Origin of the sequence: Promicromonospora soli, from assembly GCF_014653785.1 — a bacterium.
GTDB classification, from domain to species: domain Bacteria; phylum Actinomycetota; class Actinomycetes; order Actinomycetales; family Cellulomonadaceae; genus Promicromonospora; species Promicromonospora soli.
The window spans coordinates 586,782-606,871 of sequence record NZ_BNAS01000001.1 but is presented as its reverse complement, the minus strand read 5'-3'; the positions used below and the strand labels follow the sequence as shown (position 1 = coordinate 606,871).

Sequence of the window (20,090 nt, the reverse complement as noted above, 5' to 3'; positions counted from 1 at the left end):
CGGCCACAGCCACGCGACGCGACCTTCCGCGTCAGAGAACTACGTCAGAGACCGACCTCGGACTCGAACGCGCCTTCCTCGACCCGGTTCTTGATGGCGGTGAGGAAGCGGGCGGCGTCCGCGCCGTCGACCAGGCGGTGGTCGTAGGACAGGAAGATGTAGGCCATCGAACGCACCGCGATGCTCTCGTTGCCCTCCGCGTCGGTCAGGACGACCGGGCGCTTCGTGATCGTGCCCGTGCCCAGGATTGCCGCGTGGCCGAGCGGGACGATCGGCGTGTCCATGAGGGAGCCGCCTGAGCCCGTGTTGGTGATGTTGAACGTGCCGCCCGACAGCTCGTCCGGCGTCACCTTGTTCGCCCGGGTGCGAGCGCCCAGGTCCTGGATCTGGCGGGCGATGCCGGCCAGGTTCAGGTCCCCGGCGTTCTTGATGACCGGGACCACGAGCCCGCGCTCGGTGTCGACGGCGATGCCGACGTTCTCCGAGCCGTGGTAGGTGATCTCGCCCTTCTCGGTGTCGATGGTGGCGTTGATCTTCGGGTACGCCTTGAGCGCCTCGACGGCGGCCAGCGTGAAGAACGGCAGGAACGTCAGCTTGGCACCCTCGCGCGCGGCGAAGGACTGCTTGGCCTTTGCCCGGAGCTGCGCGACGCGGGTGACGTCGACCTCCATGACCGTGGTCAGCTGGGCCTGCGACTGCACCGCCTCGAGCATGCGCTCGGCGACGATCTTGCGCAGGCGCGACATCTTCTCCGTGGTGCCACGCAGCGGCGACACCTCCAGCTTGGCCGGGGCCGACGGCGCCGTGGTCGCCGCGGGTGCGGCGGCAGCGGGAGCCGGAGCGGCCTTGGCCTCGGCCGCGGCGAGCACGTCCTCCTTGCGGATGCGGCCACCGACGCCGGTGCCCGTCACCTCGGCGACGTCGACGCCCTTCTCCGCGGCGAGCTTGCGCACGAGCGGGGTCAGGTAGGAGCCGATGGTGCGACCGGCGGGTGCGGGCGCCGGAGCGGCGGGTGCGGCGGGTGCCGGTGCGGGTGCGGCGGGTGCCGGAGCGGCGGCCGGAGCCGGAGCGGCGGCCTGCGCGGGGGCCGGAGCGGCCGGGGCCTCGGGTGCCGACGGGGCGGCCTGTGCGGGGGCAGGAGCCGGAGCTGCAGCCTGCGCAGGGGCGGGGGCCGGAGCAGCAGGGGCCTCGGCCGGAGCTGCTGCGCCCGAACCGACGAGTGCCAGGACGGCGCCGACCTCGACCGTCTCGTCCTCCTGGACGAGGATCTTCTGGAGCGTGCCGGCGACCGGCGACGGGATCTCGGTGTCGACCTTGTCGGTCGATACCTCGAGGAGCGGCTCGTCGACGGCGACGTCGTCACCGACCTCCTTGAGCCAGCGCGTCACGGTGCCCTCGGTGACCGACTCGCCCAGGGCGGGCAGGGGGACCTCGGTTGCGTCACCGGCCGGCGCCTCGGCCGGAGCAGCCTCGGCGGCCTCGGCCGGAGCAGCCTCGGCCGGAGCGGGCGCTGGAGCGGAAGCCTCAGCGGCGACCTCGGGCGCGGGCACCTCAGTGGCAGCCTCGGCGGCGGGAGTCTCAGCGGCTGCCGGCTCGGTGGCGGGCGCCGCCGGGACGGCGGCACCGGAACCCGAGCCGATGACGGCGAGGGTGGCGCCGACCTCCACGGTGTCGTCCTCCTGGACGAGGATCTGCTCGAGGACGCCGGCGACGGGCGACGGGATCTCGGTGTCGACCTTGTCGGTCGACACCTCGAGCAGAGGCTCGTCGACGGCGACCTCGTCGCCGACAGCCTTGAGCCAGCGGGTGACAGTGCCCTCGGTAACGGATTCGCCGAGGGCCGGCAGCTGCACGTTCTCAGACATGACCTGCAGGGTCTCCTTTGTCGTTTGGTCAGTTGTGGGCGTGCAGAGGCTTGCCGGCCAGCGCCATGTGTGCCTCTCCGAGTGCCTCGTTCTGGGTGGGATGTGCGTGGACGAGCGAGGCGACGTCCTCGGGGAACGCCTCCCAGCCCACGATGAGCTGGCCCTCGCCGATCAGCTCGCCCACACGCGAGCCGATCAGGTGCATGCCGACCACGGGTCCGTCCTTGCGGCGCACCAGCTTCGCGAAGCCCTGGGTACCCAGGATCTTGCTCTTGCCGTTGCCCGCGAGGTTGTACTCGATGGTCTCGACCTGGTCCGGGCCGTACAGCTCGGCGGCCCCCGCCTCGGTGACGCCGACGGACGCCACCTCCGGCTCGCAGTAGGTGACGCGCGGGATCGCTGCCTCGTCGATCGGTGCGGGCGAGAGGCCCGCGATCTGCTCGGCCACGAAGATGCCCTGCGCGAACCCGCGGTGGGCCAGCTGCAGGCCGGGCACGATGTCGCCGACGGCCCAGATCTGGCCGCCCGCGGGGGTGTCGACGCCGGTGCGGAGCAGCTCGTCGGTCAGGACGAAGCCGCGGTCGATGCGCACACCGGCCGCCTCGTAGCCGAGGTCGGCGGTCCGCGCACCGCGCCCGACGGCCACGAGCAGCAGCTCGGCGTCGAACGTGGTGCCCGACTCGAGCTCTACCTTGACGCCGTCGTCCGACTGCTTGACCTGGGCGAAGCGCTCACCCAGGGAGAACTTGATGCCGCGCTTGCGGAACGCCCGCTCCAGCGCCTTGGAGAGAGCGGCGTCCTCGTTCGGCACGAGGTGCGGCAGCGCCTCGACGATCTGCACGTCGGCGCCGAAGGACTTCCAGACGCTCGCGAACTCGACGCCGATCACGCCGCCGCCGAGCACCACCACCGACTTCGGCACGGTGTCCAGCGTGAGCGCCTGGTCGGAGGTGAGGACGCGGCCGCCGATCTCCAGGCCCGGCAGGCTCCGGGCGTACGAGCCGGTCGCGAGCACCACGTGGGTGCCGGTGTAGCGGGCCGACGTGCCGTCCGGGGAGGAGATCTCGACGACGCCGGGCGCGGCGAGGGTGCCGTGCCCTTCGGCGACGGTGATCTTCCGGGAGGCGACGAGCCCCTGCAGGCCCTTGTACAGGCCGGCGACCACGGAGTCCTTGTAGGCGAGCACACCGGGCATGTCGATGCCGTCGAGCGAGGTGCGGACGCCGAACTGCGCGCCGTGCGTGGCGGCGTCGGCCACCTCGGCCGCGTGCAGGAGCGCCTTGGTGGGCACGCAGCCCACGTGCAGGCAGGTGCCGCCGAGCTTGTCCTCTTCCACGAGGGCGACGCTCAGACCCAGCTGTGCCGCCCGGAGCGCGGTGGCGTAGCCACCGCTTCCCCCGCCGAGCACGACGACGTCGAACGTGGCCGGATTGTCATGCGTTGGCACGTGCTGGCTCCTCGTTGACTGCGTTGACTCTGGCCCTGTGCGCAAACCGCGTGCGGACTGCGTGCAGATAGCACCGCATGCCATCTTGACACTTCAGCGGGCGTGGCCCCAATCGTGCACACGGCTTGACGGGTGTGACCGTGGTGACATTGACGGGTAGGCGGGGCTGTGACAAGACGATGTGCGGCCTGTGACAGGACGACGGGCGGGCCTGGAGCAGGTGTGTGAGTTTGCTGAGATGGCGTGGAGATGCCTAGGCCGGTACGGGTCTCGCTAGTAGTCTCAGGTCATGCCCCGCCAGTCTCGTAGCTCGCTCGCGCGTTTCTTCCAGCGACGGTCCACGTCCGGCAATGCTGCGCGCCCCAGCAGCAACGACGCGCGCCGCCAGACCCTGGCGCACCTCGGTGAGTTCATCGGGTCCCGCGTCGGCGTCGAGGCCTATGTGGAGCCCCCGACCACGGACATCCCCAGCACGATCCTGCTCGTGGCGAGCACGGGGGAGTGGACGCGACGCCGGGTGCCCGACGAGCGCACCGCGTTCGACATCGCGAACCAGCTCGGGGTGCCGGTGTACAACGTCCGGTTCACCGGCTACCCCCAGCGGATGCGTGACTGGAACAGCGCCCAGCGCAAGACGAAGTAGAACAGGGCGAAGTAGAACCAGGGATCTACTTCGCGGATGCGCGGCCCTCGACGAACGCCAGGAGGGTGCGGACGCCCACGCCTGTGCCGCCCCCGGGCGTGTAGCCGTGCGCGCCGCCGTCGTTGAAGGCGGGGCCGGCGATGTCCAGGTGGGCCCACGGGTGGTCGCCCACGAACGTCTTCAGGAACAGGCCGGCGTTGAGCATGCCGCCCCAGCGCGGCCCGGAGTTCGCGACGTCGGCCACCTTGGACTTGATGTTCGACTTGAGCTCCTCCGGGAGCGGCATCGGCCAGAACAGCTCGCCCGTCGCGTCGGCGGCGGCCTTGACCTCGTCGCGCACCTCGTCGGTGCCCATGACGGCGGAGGTGCGGTTGCCGAGCGCGACCATCTGGGCGCCCGTGAGGGTGGCGATGTCGAGCACGACGTCGTGGCCGTCCTCGACCGCGGACACGAGGCCGTCGGCCATGACGATGCGGCCCTCGGCGTCGGTGTTCAGCACCTCGACGGTCTTGCCGCCGTAGATCGTGATGACGTCGGCGGGGCGCTGCGCGTTGCCGCCCGGCATGTTCTCGGCGAGGCAGAGGTAGCCGGTGACGGCGACCGGGAGGTTCAGCTTCGCGGCGGCGACCACGGTGGACAGCACGGCGGCGGCGCCGGCCATGTCGGACTTCATGGCCTCCATACCGGCGGCCGGCTTGATGGAGATGCCGCCCGAGTCGAAGGTGATGCCCTTGCCCACGAGCGCCACCTTCGCGCTCGGCTTGGCCGGCGTGTAGGCGACCTTGACGAGGCGCGGCCCACGGGACGAGCCCTGCCCGACGGCCGTGAGCCCGCCGTAGCCGCCCGACGCGAGCTGCTTGTCGTCCAGGACGGTGACCCTGACGTGCTTCACGTCCTTGGCGGCGGCCTTCGCGGCGTCGGCGAAGGTGGCCGGGTACAGCTCGTTGGGCGCGGTGTTGACCAGGTCACGCGCGGCGTGGACCGCCGCGGCGACGATCGCGGCGCGCTCGGCGGCGACCTTGGCCTTCTGGTTCTTGTGCAGCGGGGTGAGGATCTCGATCGCGGCGACCGGGTCCTTGCCGTTCTTCGCGTCCTTCGCCGCGTCCTTGCCGGAACCGTTGCCGGCGCTGCGATAGCGGTTGAAGGCGTACGCGCCGAGCAGCGCACCCTCGGTCACGGCGGTGATCTCGTCGTCGTCGGACGCGGGCAGCGCGATCGCGGCGGACTTGAGGCCCGCCAGCTCGCGGGTCGCCGCGCCCGCGGCGCGGCGCAGGGTCTCGGTGGCGAAGGTGCCGTCCTCTGCGCGCTCACCCAGGCCGGTCAGGACCAGGACGTCGGCGGCGAGCTTGGCGCCCGCGGGGATCTTGCGGACCTCGTCGCGCGCGCCGGTGACGCCGAGCTGCGGCGCGAGCGACTCGAGCTGCGTCAGCAGATCCGTGGGGAGCTGGTCGGACACGACGGCAACGCCGTCCGACGTCTGGGCGGTCGCCACTACTAGCGCTTCGGCCTTCACGGCGGTGGGATTCTTGCTGGAGAGGGTCACGTCGGTCACGAGGGCGATCGTAACCCGGGCCTCTGACGCTCGGCCGCTGGAGCCTGGCGCACTCATGGAGGCGCAGGTCACGCACGATCCGATTGCCGCCCCGCAGGTGCCGCCCGGTAGTCTGCGGGACGTGATCCTTGCTCTCCTGCTCCTCGTGGTCGCGCTGTGCGTGGTCCTGGCCGGGTGGGCCGGGTGGTTCGTCGCCCGCAACCGTGCGGTCATCCTGAACCAGCTGTGGGGCGGGGCCGTCGTCGAGTTCTTCTTGCTGGTGCAGGGTGTCGTCGCGATCGTGCAGGGCGCCGGCGGCGGCGGTGCGGCCGACCCGCTGCTGTTCTGGGGCTACTACGCCACCACCCTGGTGATCCTGCCGCTCGCCGCCGCGTGGGCGTTCGCCGAGCGCACCAAGTGGAGCTCGGTGGTGCTCCTGGCGGCGTCCGTCACCGTAGCGTTCCTTGAGTGGCGCATGTGGCAGATCTGGATGGGGGCGTGATGCCGGAACGGGCAGCCGAACGGCGGACCGGTCGGGGCTTCGGCCGAGTGCTGGTGACCGTGTACGGGATCCTGGCGTTCGCTGCTCTGGGCCGGTCGTCCTACGAGCTGGTCGTGAAGTTCGGCGAGGCCCCCGTGGCGTACACGCTGTCGACGCTCGCGGCCGCCGTGTACGTGGTCGCGACGTTCGCGCTGGCGATCGGCACCCCCGCCTGGCGGGTGACCGCCTGGATCACTGTCGGGCTCGAGGCGGTCGGTGTCGTCACCGTGGGTGCGCTGTCGCTCGCCGACGCCGGCGTGTTCGGCGAGTCGACAGTCTGGTCCGGGTTTGGCCAGGGCTACGGTTACGTGCCGCTCGTCCTGCCTTTCGTCGGATTGTGGTGGCTATGGCGGACGTCGCGCAGCGCGTCCGAGGAGAGGACTGCATGAGCTGGCCGTACTCGTTGTTGTTCAACGGCGTCTTCCGCCGGATGGACCCGGAAAGAGCGCACGAGCTCGCGTTCTCGATGATCGAGCGCGCGGGCAACGTCCCCGTGCTGCGGGACATCGTGCAGGGCGTGATCGCCCCCTACCTGGGCCAGCGCGCCGGGGGACCGGGCAGCGTGCGCCTCTTCGGCCGGGTGGTGCCGGCGCCGTTCGGCCTGGCCGGCGGGTTCGACAAGAACGCCAGGGCGGTCCGGGGCCTGACGATGCTCGGCTTCGGGTTCGTCGAGATCGGCACCGTCACCGCGCGTCCGCAGCCCGGCAACGAGAAGCCGCGCATGTGGCGCGAGCTCGACGTGCGCGGCGTACGCAACCGGATGGGCTTCAACAACGAGGGCGCCGCGGTAGCGGCGGACCGGCTGCGTGCGCTGCGGCGCACCGCCGCGGGCCGCGCGATCGTCGTCGGCGCAAACATCGGCAAGTCCAAGGTGACCCCGCCCGAGTTCGCCGCCGCCGACTACGCCATGTCGGCCCGCCTGCTGGCGCCGTGGGCGGACTATCTCGTGGTCAACGTCTCGTCCCCGAACACGCCCGGGCTGCGCGACCTGCAGGCCACCGAGTCGCTGCGCCCCATCCTGGAGGCGGTGCGCGCCGCCGCGGACGAGGCAAACGCCACGGTGTCCACGGGTGCTGACCGGCGGGTCCCGCTCCTGGTGAAGATCGCCCCCGACCTCGCGGACGAGGACGTCGACGCCGTCGCCGACCTCGCGCTCGAGCTGGGGCTGGACGGGGTGGTCGCGGTCAACACGACCATCGGCCACAACCGCGGACCCGGTGGGCTGTCCGGCCCGCCGCTGCTCGGCCGGGGCCTCGAGGTGGTCGCGCGGCTGCGCGAGCGGCTCGGGACGGGTCCCGTCATCATCGGCGTGGGTGGCATCACCCGGGCCGACGACGTCCGGGCGTACCTGCGCGCCGGCGCCGACCTGACGCAGGGTTACACGTCATTCGTCTACGAGGGGCCGCTGTGGGCGTCGCGCATCAACCGCGCGCTGACCCGCTCGGCCGGCTCGACAGCAAGTGGGAGGTACGAGTGATCCGTCCGCAGTGGGAGTGGGCCCTCGACGACGTCGAGGGGCGCCGCCTGAGCACGCCCGTCACGCCTGTCTTCACCGCGCAGTACGACGCCGAGCAGTGGCTCGGCGAGCACTGGCGCGAGCTGGCCGCGGCCGGTGCCGCACAGGCGAGCCTGCTGCACGACGGCAAGCAGGCCGCGCCAGGCGTGGAGCTGCGGTTCCCTTGAGCGCTCCGGGCCAGCTCACGCCGGACGAGGCCAGGGCACGTTTTCGTGCCGGCCTGCGCGTGCCGACGTCGGGCTGGTCCGCGGGGTGGACCCAGGCCAACCTGATCGCCCTCCCGCGCGCCGACGCGTACGACTTCCTCCTCTTCGCGCAGCGCAACCCCCAGCCGTGCCCCGTGCTGGACGTGACCGAGCCGGGAGAGACGTCGGCGTCGATCTTCGCGGGGGACCTGCGCACCGACCTGCCCGCCTACCGCGTGTATCGCGACGGCGAGCTGGTCGAGGAGCTCACCTCCGTGACGCACCTCTGGCGCGACGACCTGGTCACCTTCCTGGTGGGCTGCAGCTTCACCTTCGAGGCCGCGCTGCTCGAGGCCGGGGTGCCCGTGCGGCACATCGAGGCCGGTTCCAACGTGCCGATGTACAGCACGAACCGGGAGTGCCGGCCGGCGGGCGCCCTTTCGGGGCCGCTCGTGGTGTCGATGCGGCCGGTCCCGGCGAGCCAGGTGGCCGACGCCGTCCGGATCACGTCCCGGTATCCCGCCGTGCACGGCGCCCCGGTACATGTGGGCGACTCGGCTGCGCTGGGCATCACCGACCTGGCCGTTCCGGACTTCGGGGACCCGGTGGAGGTGCGCGACGGCGAGATCCCGGTGTTCTGGGCGTGCGGGGTGACTCCGCAGGCGGCGGTGATGCGGTCGCGTCCGTCGTTCGCGATCGGCCACGCGCCGGGGCACATGGCGATCACCGACGCCCGGGACTCCACGTACGTCGTGCCGTGACGGCCTACCGGCGCTGACGCCCCGCGACTCGCCCCCACGCCCTGACCAGGCGCGGCACGGCGTCCGCCAGCTCGGCGGGCGAACGGGTGAAAGTCATTCGCACGCGCGACGCCGCCCCGGAGCTGTCGGGCGTGAACAGGGGACCCGCCGCGACGAGCGCGCCCTCCGCCGCTGCCGCCGCCGCGAAGGCCTGCGCGACCGGCCGGCCCAGGTCGACCCAGCAGAACAGCCCACCCGGCGGCGTGGGCACGTCCCAGGGGAACGACTCGCGGAGGCTGCTGACGAGGAGGTCGCGCCGTTCGCGCAGCATGTGGCGCCGGCCCGCCATGACCTCGGCGCGGCGCCCGAGCAGCTCGGTCACGGCGAGCTGCTCCAGCACGGCCGTCGCGATGTCCGCCGACTGCCGCGCCCGCGCGAGCTGCGCGATCACCTGCGGGTGCGCGCGGATCCAGCCGACGCGGAGCCCGCCCCAGAACGCCTTCGAGGCCGAACCCACCGACACCACGTGCGGCGACGTCCCGTCCCCGGCGAACGCCGGCGGCGTCTCGTCGTCCGACAGGCCGAGCTCGACGAGCGTCTCGTCGCCCACGACGGTGACGCGGTACCGGTCGGCGATCTCCCGGACCGCCGCCCGCTCGTCCGCGGACATCACGAAGCCCGTCGGGTTCTGGAAGTCCGGCACGAGGTACACGAGCCGCGGCTTCGCGCGGCGCACAGTGGAGGCGAGCAGCTCGACGTCGAGCGGCCCGGTGGGGACGCCGACCACGCGCCCGCCGGCGTCGCGCATGGCCTCCATGGCGTGGAAGTAGGTGGGCGACTCCACCAGCGCGCGGTCGCCCGGGCTCAGGTGGGTGTGCGCGAGCAGGGATATCGCCTGCTGCGCGCCCGTCGTGATCAGGATCTCGTCGGCAGTGGTCGGCACGCCGCGCTCGCGGTAGCGCGCGGCGACGGCCTCGCGCAGCGGCGCGAGGCCGAAGGGCTCGTACCCGCCCGAGTCGAGATAGGCGGGCAGCCGCTCCAGCGCTCGTGCGAAGGCCTCGTGCAGCTCGGGCGGCGCGGGCGGCGTCGCCTGCCACAGGTCGAGGTGCCCGACGCCGGACGGCCCGCCCGCCGGCGTCGCGACCCGCAGGGCGTCGTCGACCACGGGGGCGTCGCCGCCGGTCGGCCGGTCCGCACCGGGCCGGACTGCGCCCTGCGGCAGCGTGGTGACAGTGCCCGAGCCGACGCGGCTGACCGCGAAGCCGAGCTCCCGCAGCCGTGCGTACGCGCCGGACGTGGTGGTGCGCGAGACGCGGAGCGTGGCCGCGAGCTCCCGCTCGCTGGGCAGCCGGGTGTTCGGGGAGAGCGTGCCGGACAGGACCGCGGCGCGCAGCGCGTCGGCGAGGGCCACGTAGGCCGGTCCGCCCGCATGCCACGCGCCCAGCAGCCGGGCGGTGTTGGCGGGAGAGAGCTGGCGGAGCACAGTGGGAGTCGCGGCGGACATGGGGCCACTCTTGCGCGATTGGCCATGGATGACAAGGCCAATGGCCCGGCACCATGAGGAAATGACGACGACCACCGGCCACCCGGCCGAGCACGCCCCACTCCCCGAGACCGCACCGGCCGAGGGCCGTTCCGCACCCGTTCTGATGGGCCCGGCACGCCGCGGCGTCCAGCTCGTCCTGGGGCTCGTGGGCTTCGGCGTCGCCACGGCGATGATGCTGCACTCGGGTCAGGGCGCGATGCCGTGGGCGGTGCTGGACCAGGGCATCGTGGACCGCACGGGCCTGGCCTACGGGTGGGTGGTGCTCGGGGTCGGGCTGCTCGTGATGCTCGCGTGGATCCCCCTGCGGCAGAAGCCGGGCATCGGGACGGTCGCCAACATCATCGTGATCAGCCTGGTCATCGACCCGACCCTCTGGGCGCTGGAGCGGCTGCTGCCCTCTCCGGCGCTTGCGGCCGGGACAGGGCTGGCCCTGGGCGGGATTGTCCTGCTCGGTGTGAGCACCGCCGCCTACGTCGGGGCGCGGCTCGGGCCGGGGCCGCGCGACGGGCTGATGACCGGGCTGGTGCAGCTGAACGGCTGGCCGGTCTGGCTGGTGAAGACCGGCATCGAGGTCACGGTGGTGGTGCTCGGCGTGCTGCTGGGCGGGACGTTCGGCTGGGCGACAGTGGTGTTCGCCTTCGGCGTCGGACCCGTCGTGCAGATCGCCGCGCGGTGGCTCGCGCCGTCGGGCCTGACCGAGGGCCACTGACGAAGACCGCGGTCTTGCTGGCGCCCCGGGCGGGAGAACCTCCACCATTGCGACCATGACCAGCAACGACGTCGAAGTCTCGCGCGTGGGGATCCGCGCCGTCCTGCCAGGGCCCGTGTCCCGGATCGCGTGCGGTGCGCTGCTCGTCGCGGTCGTGATCCGCGTGACGGGCGACGTGACTCCGTGGGACGACGCCGGGCTCACGGCGCCCCTCGTGGCGCACCTCCTGCTGCTACCGCTGCTGGCGCTGACGCTGTGGGCGGCAGCGCCGCCGTCCGGCGGGGTAGGGCGGCCGCGCCCCGTGGTCCCCACGCTCGTCGCGCTGGCGCTCGGCTACCTGGGCGACATGGTCGTCACGACCACGCTCTTCCCTGGAGCGTGGGAGGCGCTGATGGGCAACATGGAGCTGGAGGGACTCGTCTACGGGGCCATGCTGAGCGCCGCGGTTCTCGCGCTGGCTCTGGTCGTGCAGGTCGTCGCGTTCCGGGGGTGGCTGGGTGCGGGACGCCTGCGCTCTGCGGCGGATGTCACCTGCTGGGTCACGGCCGCGGTCGCGGTCGCGGTCCTGGTCGCCGGGGTCGCGCACGCGGACCTCGGCGACTACGCCGTCGCGGCGGTGGTGGCAGGCGCGGCCTGGTGCGCCGCTGTGTCCCTTCTGGCAGTGGTGGCCTGGCGGGCCGACCGCCTCGCGGGCGTCGGAGCCCTGCTCCACGTCGCGACGGCGGTGCTGTTGCTGATCGGGCCCATCACGGGTGGAGCCGGCACCGTGAGCCTTCGAGCGGCGGCCGTGACCTACGTCGTCGGGCAGGCCCTCCTGGCCGCGGGCGTGCTGCGCAGGCTCCGTCGCACGTCGGCGGGTGCGGACCACCCCCTGTAACGTCACGGAGGCTCTTCCCGAACCGGGCATGTCGCCCGGGTCGATTCGATTCGAGGGATTGTCGTAGGGTGCGGCCATGGTCAACTATCGGTACCTCGGTAACAGCGGTCTCAAGATCTCTGAGATCACGTACGGCAACTGGCTCACGCACGGCTCGCAGGTGGAGAACGACGTCGCCTCGGCGTGCGTCCGCGCCGCGCTGGACGCGGGCATCACCACCTTTGATACCGCGGACGTGTACGCGAACACGGCGGCGGAGCAGGTTCTCGGCGACGCGCTGAAGGGCGAGCGTCGCGAGTCCCTGGAGATCTTCACGAAGGTCTACTGGCCCACCGGGCCCAAGGGCCCCAACGACACTGGCCTGTCGCGCAAGCACATCATGGAGTCCATCAACGGCTCGCTGAAGCGCCTCGACACTGACTACGTCGACCTCTACCAGGCGCACCGCTTCGACGTGGAGACCCCGCTCGAGGAGACGATGCAGGCGTTCGCCGACGTTGTCCGCCAGGGCAAGGCCCTCTACATCGGCGTCTCCGAGTGGACCGCCGACCAGATCCGCGACGGCGCCGCCCTGGCCAAGGAGCTCGGCTTCCAGCTGATCTCCTCGCAGCCCCAGTACTCGATGCTGTGGCGCGTCATCGAGGACGAGGTGGTCCCGGCCTCGATCGAGACCGGCGTCTCGCAGATCGTGTGGTCGCCCATGGCGCAGGGCGTGCTGTCCGGCAAGTACCTGCCGGGGCAGCCGGCGCCGGCCGGCTCGCGGGCCACGGACGAGAAGGGCGGCGCCCAGACGATCAGCCGCTTCATGAACGACGAGACCCTGACCGCCGTGCAGAACCTCAAGCCGGTCGCCGACGAGCTGGGCCTGTCCATGGCGCAGCTCTCGGTCGCGTGGGTGCTGCAGAACGACAACGTTGCCGCCGCGCTCGTGGGTGCGTCGCGTCCCGAGCAGGTCGCGGAGAACGTCAAGGCCTCGGGCGTGACGATCCCCGCGGAGCTGATGAAGCAGATCGACGCCGCCCTCGAGGATGTCGTCGTGCGGGACCCGGCGAAGACCCTCGAGGGCATGCCGAAGAAGCGCCCCGCCTGACCCAACGCCGAGGTAGAACTCTGGCGAGATAGAACTGCAGTTCTATCTCGCCAGAGTTCTATCTCGGCAAAGGGGGTTACTCCGGGTAGCTGCCGCGCTTCTTGCTCATCGGCTTCGGCAGCCGCGACCGGCGCAGCTGGTAGGCGCGCGTGATCGTGTACATCAGGAGGCCGCGCGGGACCTCGCCGAACTTCGCCGTCAGGCGCTTCTTCAGCGACCGCCACATGAGCCACGCGTCGATGATCGTCAGGAACAGGAACCCGTACAGGCCGAGCATCACGACGATGCTGAGCTGCGGGTACTGCTGCGTGAAGAACGTCGCGAACAAGAAGATGAACGCGACCGGCAGGAAGAACTCGCCGAGGTTCCAGCGTGCGTCCACGAAGTCGCGCACGTACCGGCGCACCGGGCCCTTGTCCTTGGCCGGCATGTACTTCTCGTCGCCGGTCTGCATCGCCTCGTAGGCGCGCTCCCGGTCGATGCGCGACTTCTCGCGCTGGGCCTTGCGGGCGGCCTTCCGGTCGTCCGGGACCAGCGGTCGCTTGTTCGCGGCCTGCGCGACGTTGCGCTTGGGCGTGGGCCGGCCCTTCTTGAGGGCCTCGCCCGACGTCGCGTCGGACGCGGGCGTGACCTCGTCGGGAGAGTCGCCCACGGGGGTCACGCCGTCTGGTGTCGAAGTCTTGCTGCGGGAGAACACCTCCCCAGCCTAATGGCTCCCGGCGGCGGCCCGCTGCCAGCCGTTAACGTGGGGTCGTGACCATCGATACATCAGCGGCCCTCCGCGCCCGCGTCGCCGAGCTGTTCCCCGCCCTGCAGGCCGACCTGGAAGCGCTCGTGCGCATCCCGAGCGTCTCGGCCGCCGCGTTCGACCAGGCGTACGTCGCCGCGAGCGCCGCCGCGACGGAGCAGCTGCTGCGCGACGTCGGCCTGCCCGACGTCCAGATCCTCTCCGCCCCCCGGCCCGACGGGACGCCGGGCGCGCCCGCCGTCGTCGCGCGCCGGCCCGCGCCCGAGGGTGCGCCGACCGTGCTGCTGTACGCGCACCACGACGTGCAGCCGCCGGGCGACCCCGCAACCTGGGACACCGACCCGTTCGAGCCCACCCAGGTGGGGGAGCGCCTGTTCGGCCGGGGCGCGGCCGACGACAAGGCGGGCATCGTGGCCCACCTTGGCGCCCTGCGTGCCCTGGGTCTGCCTGACGGCGCGGACCTGCCCGTCGGCGTCACGGTGTTCCTCGAGGGCGAGGAGGAGTCGGGGTCGCCGTCGTTCCGCGCTTTTCTCGAGGAGCACCGCGACCTGCTGGCCGCCGACGTCATCGTCGTGGCGGACTCCACGAACTGGAAGGTGGGCGTCCCCGCCCTCACGACGTCGCTGCGCGGCCTGGTGGACGGCGAGGTCGAGCTGCGGGTCCTGGAGCACGCGGTGCACTCGGGGATGTTCGGCGGCGCGGTGCTGGACGCCGTCACCCTGATGTCGCGCCTCGTGGCGACGTTCCACGACGAGGCGGGCGACGTGGCGATCGAGGGTCTGGTCACCGCGCCCGAGCCGGAGGTCGACTACGACGAGGCCGCCCTCCGGGCCGACTCCTCGCTGCTCGACGGCGTGTCCCTCGCGGGCACCGGCACCGTCTCCGGACGGCTGTGGACCAAGCCCGCGCTGTCGGTGATCGGCATGGACGTCACCTCGGTGGCCGAGGCCTCGAACACGATAGCGCCGAGCTGCACCGCGAAGATCTCGCTGCGCCTCGCTCCGGGCCAGGACCCGGCGGCGGCGGACGAGGCGCTCGCCGCGCACGTCGCGAAGCATGCGCCGTTCGGCGCGCACGTCACCTGGCACCCCGGCGAGGCCGGGAAGCCGTTCTTCGCGCCGGGCGACTCGGCTGCGATGCGGGCGGCGCGTGCGGCGTTCACCGAGGCGTGGGGCACGGCCCCGGTCGACGTCGGCGTGGGCGGGTCCATCCCGTTCATCGCCGACCTGCTGGAGGTCTTCCCCTCCGCTGCGATCCTCGTGACCGGCGTCGAGGACCCGGACTCGCGGGCGCACGGCGCGAACGAGTCGGTGCACCTGGGCGAGCTGCAGAAGGTGGTCCTGGCCGAGGCCCTGCTGCTGACCAAGATCGCCGCAGGCCTCTGACCCCCTTTTGTTGTGGGCGTGATCGTTGCGCCTAAAACGGGCAGGTACTCGCAACGATCGCGCCCACAACAAAGGGAGGCTAGGCCGGGCGGCCGGCTCCCGCGGCGGTCGGGCGGTGGGCGACGTCGATGGCCCGCGCCCAGGCCAGGACGTCCCCGGGGAGCTCGGGGGACGGCATGTCCTCGCCGGTGGCGTCCCGGACCACCTCGATCGGCGAGATCCGGTTGCCCTTGCGGTCCAGGAACCGGCTGGCGACGAGGCCCCGCGCGCAGAGCTTCTCGCCGCGCGTGAACACCTGCTCCAGGTAGAACACGCGCTCGTCCCAGCCCAGGATCCGGGTAGTGATCTCGAACCGCTCGAACGGCTGCAGGGACCGGCGGTACTTCATGGTCGACGCCGCGACCACCGGGGCCCAGCCCTTCGCACGGGCGACCGGGAACATGCCGAGGTCGGCGATCTGGTTGTTCCGGGCCACGTCCATCATCTGCAGGTACGTGCCGTTGTTGACGTGCAGGTACGAGTCGAGGTCCAGGAGGCCGACGCGCATCCGGGTCACCGACGGGTCGAGCAGGGTCTGTCCGGGGCGGGCCTTGCGCGGGAAGAGTCCGGACCAGGTGAGCTGGAGCATGCGAGCCATGCGTCGAGGTTATACCGAGAACCGGCAGTATCAGGTATGTATCTCGTACGAGTTCTCAGGCGCCCGTGTGCTGGATCTCGAACCGCACGGACCGCGCCACCGCCGTCGTCTCGAGCCGTTCGACGAGGTGCAGGGCCATGTCGATCCCCGCCGACACACCCGCGGACGTGACCACGTCGCCGTCGTCCACGTACCGCGCCTCGGTGTCCACGAGGATGCTCGGGTCCAGCTCGGCGAGCTCGTCGTAGTGGTTGTGGTGCGTCGTGGCGGGCCGCCCCGCCAGCAGGCCGGCGGCCGCGAGCGCCAGGGCACCCGTGCAGACGCTCGCCATGATCGGCGTCTGCTTGCGGATCTGGCGCAGCCACTCGAGGTGGCCGGCCTGGGCCAGCAAGGGCCGGGTGCCCAGCCCTCCCGGGTAGACCAGCATGTGCAGCGGCCCGACGTCGTCGGCGCCGTGCGCCGGCAAGATCCGCAGCCCTTTCGCGAGCCGCACGCCGGAACCGTCCCAGGAGAACGTGCTCACGGACGGCCGCAGCTGGGAGTGGGAGCCCCACTCCGCGAACACCTCGAAGGGCCCGACGACGTCGAGCTCCTCCGCCCCGTCGAAGACGAAGATCCCGATGCGCAGCCCTCCGTTGCCGCTCACATGTCCGCCCGGGTCAGATTCCGGGGAGGGCCAGCATCTGGTCGAGCGCCACGCGCGCCCAGTGGGCGTCGTCGGCGTCCACGACTATCCGGTTCACCATGCGTCCTTCCACGAGTGACTCCATGGCCCACACGAGGTGGGGCAGGTCGATCCGGTTCATGGTGGAGCAGAAGCACACCGTCGAGTCGAGGTAGTGCACGTTCTTGTCGGGGTGTGCCTTGGCGACGCGGCGTACCAGGTTCAGCTCGGTGCCGATCGCCCACGAGGAGCCGGGCTCGGCCGCGTCCAGCTTCTTGATGATGTACTCGGTCGAGCCCACGTAGTCGGCCGCGGTGACCACCTCGTGCTTGCACTCGGGGTGCACCATCACGTTGACGCCGGGCAGCGCGGCGCGGATGTCGGCGACGTTCTGCGCCGAGAAGCGCCCGTGCACCGAGCAGTGCCCGCGCCACAGGATCATCCGGGCGTCGCGCAGCTCCTGGTCGGTGAGCCCACCGTTGGGCTTGCGCGGGTCGAAGACGACGCACTCGTCCAGGGACATCGCGAGCTCCAGCACCGCGGTGTTGCGGCCCAGGTGCTGGTCGGGGAGGAACAGCACCTTTCCGGTGCCGTCGATCCCGCCGACCTGGTCGAACGCCCAGCGCAGCGCGACCTCCGCGTTGGAGGAGGTGCACACGGTGCCGCCGTGCCGGCCGGTGAACGCCTTGATGGCCGCCGACGAGTTCATGTAGGTGACGGGGATCGTCGAGTCCGCGATGCCGACGTCCTGCAGCACCGCCCAGGCCTCCTCGACCTGGCCGATCGCCGCCATGTCCGCCATGGAGCAGCCGGCCGCGAGGTCGGGCAGCACGACCTGCTGATCGTCGGAGGTGAGGATGTCCGCGCTCTCGGCCATGAAGTGCACGCCGCAGAACAGGATGAACTCGGCCTCGGGCCGGGCGGCGGCCTCGCGCGCGAGCTTGAAGGAGTCGCCGGTGACGTCGGCGAAGTCGATGACCTCGTCGCGCTGGTAGTGGTGCCCCAGCACGAAGGCGCGGCTGCCGAGGGCCGCCCGCGCTGCGCGGGCCCGGTCGACGAGGTCCGGGTCGCTCGGTGCGGGCAGCTCGCCGATACACTCCACGCCGCGCTCGGAGGCCAGGTCACGGCCCTGGCCGAGCAGAAGCAGGGGGGACGAGGCGGGCTCGGAGAAGCCTGAGTATTCAGCCAGCAGGGTGCTCACGATCACCATCATGACACGCGGGTGACACACAGTCTGCGGCGGTGACACGATGCGTCTCGTGCACGTGCTGCTGCTTGCCGAGACCCTGTCCGACGCCGAGCGACTCGCCTCCGCGTGGCGCGGAGCCGCGCCCCACGTGGGCACGGACGTGCGCGAGGTCCGGGTGCCGCAGGTTGTCGGGGCGTCCGCGGGAGGTGCTGGCCATGGCGCCGGACCGGGCAACGGATCGGGCGAGGGGCAGGGCAGCGGCGTCCTCCTGGCGGGGGCAGCGATCCCCGTGGGCCGGCCGGACGCCGTCGGGCCGCAGGACGTGGGCCCCGCCCATCCCGGCCCGACCCCGCCCGGGCCCGCTCGCTCCGTGCTGCCCCGCGTGGAGGGTGCGGCTCTGGCCGAGGCCGCCGCGCGGGCCGACGTCGTAGTGGCGTACGTCACGCGGCTCGACGGCGAGGGGTTGCACCGGGGGGTGGTCGTGGAGGCCGCGGCGGCGGCCGCGCCGCATGCCGTCCCGGTCGTCGTGGTCACGGAGCACAGCGAGGTGAGCAGGCGTGAATGGTCGACGGCGGGCCTCAGCGGGGTGCACGAGGTGGCCGACGGCGACGTGGCCCGCGTGGCCCGGACCTGGACGCCGGGCTGGGCGCGCTGACACTGGACAGGTGATCGGCTCCAGCGGCCCGCTGGCGTACGATCGATGAGATACAGACCGGAACGGGAACAGACGGACTGGCCGATGGGTTGGCACCGCTGAGACATTCGACTACCGGTATGTCGAACACGATCGGGAGATGACATGACCGACACCACCACGGACACCGCAACCCACGGCGTCAACGTCACCGACGTCGCCGCGGGCAAGGTCCGTAGCCTGCTCGAGCAGGAGGGCCGCGACGACCTGCGCCTCCGCGTCGCGGTGCAGCCGGGTGGCTGCTCCGGGCTGATCTACCAGCTCTACTTCGACGAGCGCGTGCTCGAAGGAGATGCGCTGCGTGACTACGACGGCGTCGAGGTCGTCGTGGACAAGATGAGCGTGCCGTACCTCGAGGGCGCGACCATCGACTTCAAGGACACCATCGAGCAGCAGGGCTTCACGATCGACAACCCGAACGCAGGCAGCGCGTGTGCCTGCGGCGGGTCGTTCTCCTGATCGAAGCTCTCTGCACGACGAACGGGCCGGTCACCTTCGCGGTGACCGGCCCGTTCGCCGTCCTTGGCTGTGGGCGCAATCGTTGCGCCTAAAACGGGCGCGTAGTCACAACGATCGCGCCCACAGCAAGGTCACGGTCAGCCGAGGCGGACCTTGACCGCCCAGCCGTTCCAGCTCGTCTCCTCGCCGGCCCGGCCCGCTCCACCGGCGCTGCCGTCCGCCCGGTGCTCGCGGGTCTCGACGTGCTCGTGCCCGCGCATGCGGCACCACGCGGGCACGTCGAGCTTGGCGGCCGGGTCGGTCGAGAGCACCGTCAGCACCGTGCCCGCAGGCAGGCCCCTCGCGGCCGCGGCGAGCCGGATCACGGGCAGGGGGCAGCGCAGCCCGCGGGCGTCCACCAGCGTGTGAGACACACAGCTCACCATAGTGACCCGTACGTCCGAGCGTCAGAGCCCACCCACCCCGAGCATCTTCCGCACCTGTGCCACAGCGTCCGGCAGCACCGCGCAGAAGCGGTCGATCTCGTCCGCGATGGTGGTCCGGTCCAGGGCGATCCGCACGTTGCCGTGCGTGAGCACGCCCATCGCCGCCAGCACGTGCGAGGGCTCCAGCGTGCTCGCGGTGCACGCCGAGCCCGACCCGACCGAGAACCCGTGCCGGTCCAGCTCCGTCACGAGCGCCTCGCCGTCCACGTAGAGGAACGAGAACGTGGCGACGTGGGGGAGCCGGCGGGCCGGGTCGCCCACCACCTCGACGTCGGGGATGCGCGCCGCCTCGGCCCGCACGCGCTCCACGAGCGCCCGACGGCGCGCCTCCTGCACCGCACGGTCTGCCTCGACCGCCTGGAGCGCCACCGCCGCGGCGAACGCGAGCGGCACGCTGACGCCACCCGGCGCCCACGGGTCCTCGTCCTCGGGTCCAACTCGGGCCGTGCGGACCCGCTGCCGGACGGCGAGCACGCCGACGCCGGCAGGCCCGCCCCAGTCGGCAGGGTCGGCGGCGAGGAGGTCCCAGGTCTGCGGGACCACCATGTGGCCGACGCTCGCTCCGGCGTCGACCAGGAGCGGGACGCCGGCCGCGCGGGCGGCCTCGTGCACCGCCTCGACCGGCTGAACCGTTCCCACCTCGCCGTTCGCGTGCTGGAGCGCGGCTAGGGCGACGCCGGGCGCCCGGACGGCGCCGATCATCGCGTCGACGTCGACCCGCCCGAGCCGGTCGACCTGGACCGGGCTCGGGACACCGGCACCCGCCGCGCCGGCGGCGTGGCCGGCCGCGTGCAGCACGGCGGCGCGTTCGACGGCGCTGGTGACAATCGCGGTGCCGGCGCGCCGCCGGGCCGCGGCCCCTGAGGCGACCGCCATCTGGAGCGAGGCCGTGTGGCTCGGCGTGAAGTGGACCTCCTCGGTCCGTGCGCCGAGCACGGCGGCGACGGCCTCGCGGGCGCCGTCGAGCAGGCGGGCGGCTCGCCGGCCCTCGGCGTGCAGGCGGCGCGGATCGGCCCAGCCGTCAGCGAGGGCCTGCTCGAACGCCTGCCGGGCGAGCGGGTGCCACGGGGCGCGCCCGCCGTTGTCGAGGTACACCCGGCCGGGGGCACCCGGGGTGGCGTGGCTCACACGTCCTCCTG

22 protein-coding genes are annotated in these 20,090 nt (G+C 72.2%); 12 read left to right on the top strand and 10 right to left on the bottom strand.

The genetic code is table 11. The features are described 5' to 3' along the window. Positions 1-44 precede the first annotated feature (44 nt). Together sucB and lpdA are read right to left on the bottom strand one after the other, a co-directional pair. Positions 45-1,865 (bottom strand): 2-oxoglutarate dehydrogenase, E2 component, dihydrolipoamide succinyltransferase, encoded by a 1,821-nt coding sequence (gene sucB / locus IE250_RS02750; RefSeq protein ID WP_189667716.1) that lies wholly within the window; start codon positions 1,863-1,865, stop codon positions 45-47. Between the two features lie 28 nt (positions 1,866-1,893). Beyond that, a complete protein-coding gene (gene lpdA / locus IE250_RS02745) occupies positions 1,894-3,312 on the bottom strand; it encodes a dihydrolipoyl dehydrogenase (protein WP_189667715.1) in 1,419 nt (472 codons plus the stop codon). Positions 3,313-3,601: 289 nt separating this feature from the next. Between lpdA and IE250_RS02740 the strand changes: the two genes are divergently transcribed. Next, entirely contained in the window at positions 3,602-3,955 is a 354-nt protein-coding gene (locus IE250_RS02740) for an oxidoreductase (RefSeq protein WP_189667714.1), read from the top strand. Positions 3,956-3,980: 25 nt separating this feature from the next. Here the strand turns inward: IE250_RS02740 and IE250_RS02735 are convergent, their stop codons facing one another. Beyond that, positions 3,981-5,507 (bottom strand): leucyl aminopeptidase, encoded by a 1,527-nt coding sequence (locus IE250_RS02735; RefSeq protein ID WP_189667713.1) that lies wholly within the window; start codon positions 5,505-5,507, stop codon positions 3,981-3,983. A gap of 121 nt (positions 5,508-5,628) precedes the next feature. On the opposite strand from IE250_RS02735, the gene IE250_RS02730 reads away from it, so the two are divergent. The 5 genes from IE250_RS02730 to IE250_RS02710 are packed head-to-tail and all read left to right on the top strand — an operon-like array spanning position 5,629 to position 8,489. Further along, positions 5,629-5,988 carry a hypothetical protein gene (locus IE250_RS02730; protein WP_189667712.1) on the top strand — a complete coding sequence of 120 codons (360 nt, stop codon included), beginning with the start codon at positions 5,629-5,631 and terminating at the stop codon, positions 5,986-5,988. Next, complete coding sequence (locus IE250_RS02725) at positions 5,988-6,416, top strand: hypothetical protein (RefSeq protein WP_189667711.1); 429 nt, start codon at positions 5,988-5,990, stop codon at positions 6,414-6,416. Before IE250_RS02730 ends, IE250_RS02725 begins: the two co-directional genes overlap by 1 nt. Further along, a complete protein-coding gene (locus IE250_RS02720; RefSeq protein WP_189667710.1) occupies positions 6,413-7,504 on the top strand; it encodes a quinone-dependent dihydroorotate dehydrogenase in 1,092 nt (363 codons plus the stop codon). Before IE250_RS02725 ends, IE250_RS02720 begins: the two co-directional genes overlap by 4 nt. Then, a complete protein-coding gene (locus tag IE250_RS02715) occupies positions 7,501-7,710 on the top strand; it encodes a hypothetical protein (RefSeq protein ID WP_189667709.1) in 210 nt (69 codons plus the stop codon). Before IE250_RS02720 ends, IE250_RS02715 begins: the two co-directional genes overlap by 4 nt. Further along, positions 7,707-8,489: a putative hydro-lyase gene (locus IE250_RS02710; RefSeq protein ID WP_189667708.1), complete on the top strand. Its 783-nt coding sequence runs from the start codon at positions 7,707-7,709 to the stop codon at positions 8,487-8,489. Before IE250_RS02715 ends, IE250_RS02710 begins: the two co-directional genes overlap by 4 nt. Before the next feature lie 4 nt (positions 8,490-8,493). Here the strand turns inward: IE250_RS02710 and yczR are convergent, their stop codons facing one another. Next, complete coding sequence (yczR, locus tag IE250_RS02705) at positions 8,494-9,972, bottom strand: MocR-like transcription factor YczR (RefSeq protein WP_189667707.1); 1,479 nt, start codon at positions 9,970-9,972, stop codon at positions 8,494-8,496. A 61-nt stretch (positions 9,973-10,033) separates the two neighbouring features. Here yczR and yczE point away from each other — a divergent pair, with 61 nt between their 5' ends. The 3 genes from yczE to IE250_RS02690 all read left to right on the top strand — a co-directional run bounded on the left by yczE (position 10,034) and on the right by IE250_RS02690 (position 12,690). Next, a complete protein-coding gene (gene yczE, locus IE250_RS02700; RefSeq protein ID WP_189667706.1) occupies positions 10,034-10,723 on the top strand; it encodes a membrane protein YczE in 690 nt (229 codons plus the stop codon). A gap of 55 nt (positions 10,724-10,778) precedes the next feature. Beyond that, positions 10,779-11,600: a hypothetical protein gene (locus IE250_RS02695; RefSeq protein WP_189667705.1), complete on the top strand. Its 822-nt coding sequence runs from the start codon at positions 10,779-10,781 to the stop codon at positions 11,598-11,600. Between the two features lie 76 nt (positions 11,601-11,676). Further along, entirely contained in the window at positions 11,677-12,690 is a 1,014-nt protein-coding gene (locus tag IE250_RS02690; RefSeq protein WP_189667704.1) for an aldo/keto reductase family protein, read from the top strand. A gap of 76 nt (positions 12,691-12,766) precedes the next feature. On the opposite strand, the gene IE250_RS02685 is transcribed toward IE250_RS02690, so the two are convergent. Beyond that, a complete protein-coding gene (locus tag IE250_RS02685; protein ID WP_229872079.1) occupies positions 12,767-13,387 on the bottom strand; it encodes a DUF3043 domain-containing protein in 621 nt (206 codons plus the stop codon). 56 nt (positions 13,388-13,443) lie between these two features. On the opposite strand from IE250_RS02685, the gene IE250_RS02680 reads away from it, so the two are divergent. Continuing rightward, positions 13,444-14,823 (top strand): dipeptidase, encoded by a 1,380-nt coding sequence (locus IE250_RS02680; RefSeq protein WP_189667703.1) that lies wholly within the window; start codon positions 13,444-13,446, stop codon positions 14,821-14,823. A 79-nt stretch (positions 14,824-14,902) separates the two neighbouring features. Here the strand turns inward: IE250_RS02680 and IE250_RS02675 are convergent, their stop codons facing one another. The 3 genes from IE250_RS02675 to nadA are packed head-to-tail and all read right to left on the bottom strand — an operon-like array spanning position 14,903 to position 17,334. After that, complete coding sequence (locus IE250_RS02675) at positions 14,903-15,460, bottom strand: acyl-CoA thioesterase (RefSeq protein ID WP_229872078.1); 558 nt, start codon at positions 15,458-15,460, stop codon at positions 14,903-14,905. A gap of 55 nt (positions 15,461-15,515) precedes the next feature. Next, complete coding sequence (locus IE250_RS02670; protein WP_189667702.1) at positions 15,516-16,106, bottom strand: DJ-1/PfpI family protein; 591 nt, start codon at positions 16,104-16,106, stop codon at positions 15,516-15,518. Positions 16,107-16,119: 13 nt separating this feature from the next. Next, positions 16,120-17,334, bottom strand: coding sequence for a quinolinate synthase NadA (nadA, locus tag IE250_RS02665; protein WP_229872173.1), 1,215 nt, complete (start codon positions 17,332-17,334; stop codon positions 16,120-16,122). A 40-nt stretch (positions 17,335-17,374) separates the two neighbouring features. On the opposite strand from nadA, the gene IE250_RS02660 reads away from it, so the two are divergent. After that, a complete protein-coding gene (locus IE250_RS02660; protein ID WP_189667700.1) occupies positions 17,375-17,968 on the top strand; it encodes a hypothetical protein in 594 nt (197 codons plus the stop codon). Between the two features lie 144 nt (positions 17,969-18,112). Continuing rightward, entirely contained in the window at positions 18,113-18,466 is a 354-nt protein-coding gene (erpA, locus tag IE250_RS02655; protein ID WP_189667699.1) for an iron-sulfur cluster insertion protein ErpA, read from the top strand. A gap of 137 nt (positions 18,467-18,603) precedes the next feature. Here erpA and IE250_RS02650 read toward each other — a convergent pair whose 3' ends face one another. Continuing rightward, positions 18,604-18,879, bottom strand: a complete 276-nt coding sequence (locus tag IE250_RS02650; RefSeq protein WP_229872077.1) for a sulfurtransferase TusA family protein — start codon at positions 18,877-18,879, stop codon at positions 18,604-18,606. A 33-nt stretch (positions 18,880-18,912) separates the two neighbouring features. After that, positions 18,913-20,079, bottom strand: a complete 1,167-nt coding sequence (locus tag IE250_RS02645) for a cysteine desulfurase family protein (protein ID WP_229872076.1) — start codon at positions 20,077-20,079, stop codon at positions 18,913-18,915. Between the last annotated feature and the right edge of the window lie 11 nt (positions 20,080-20,090).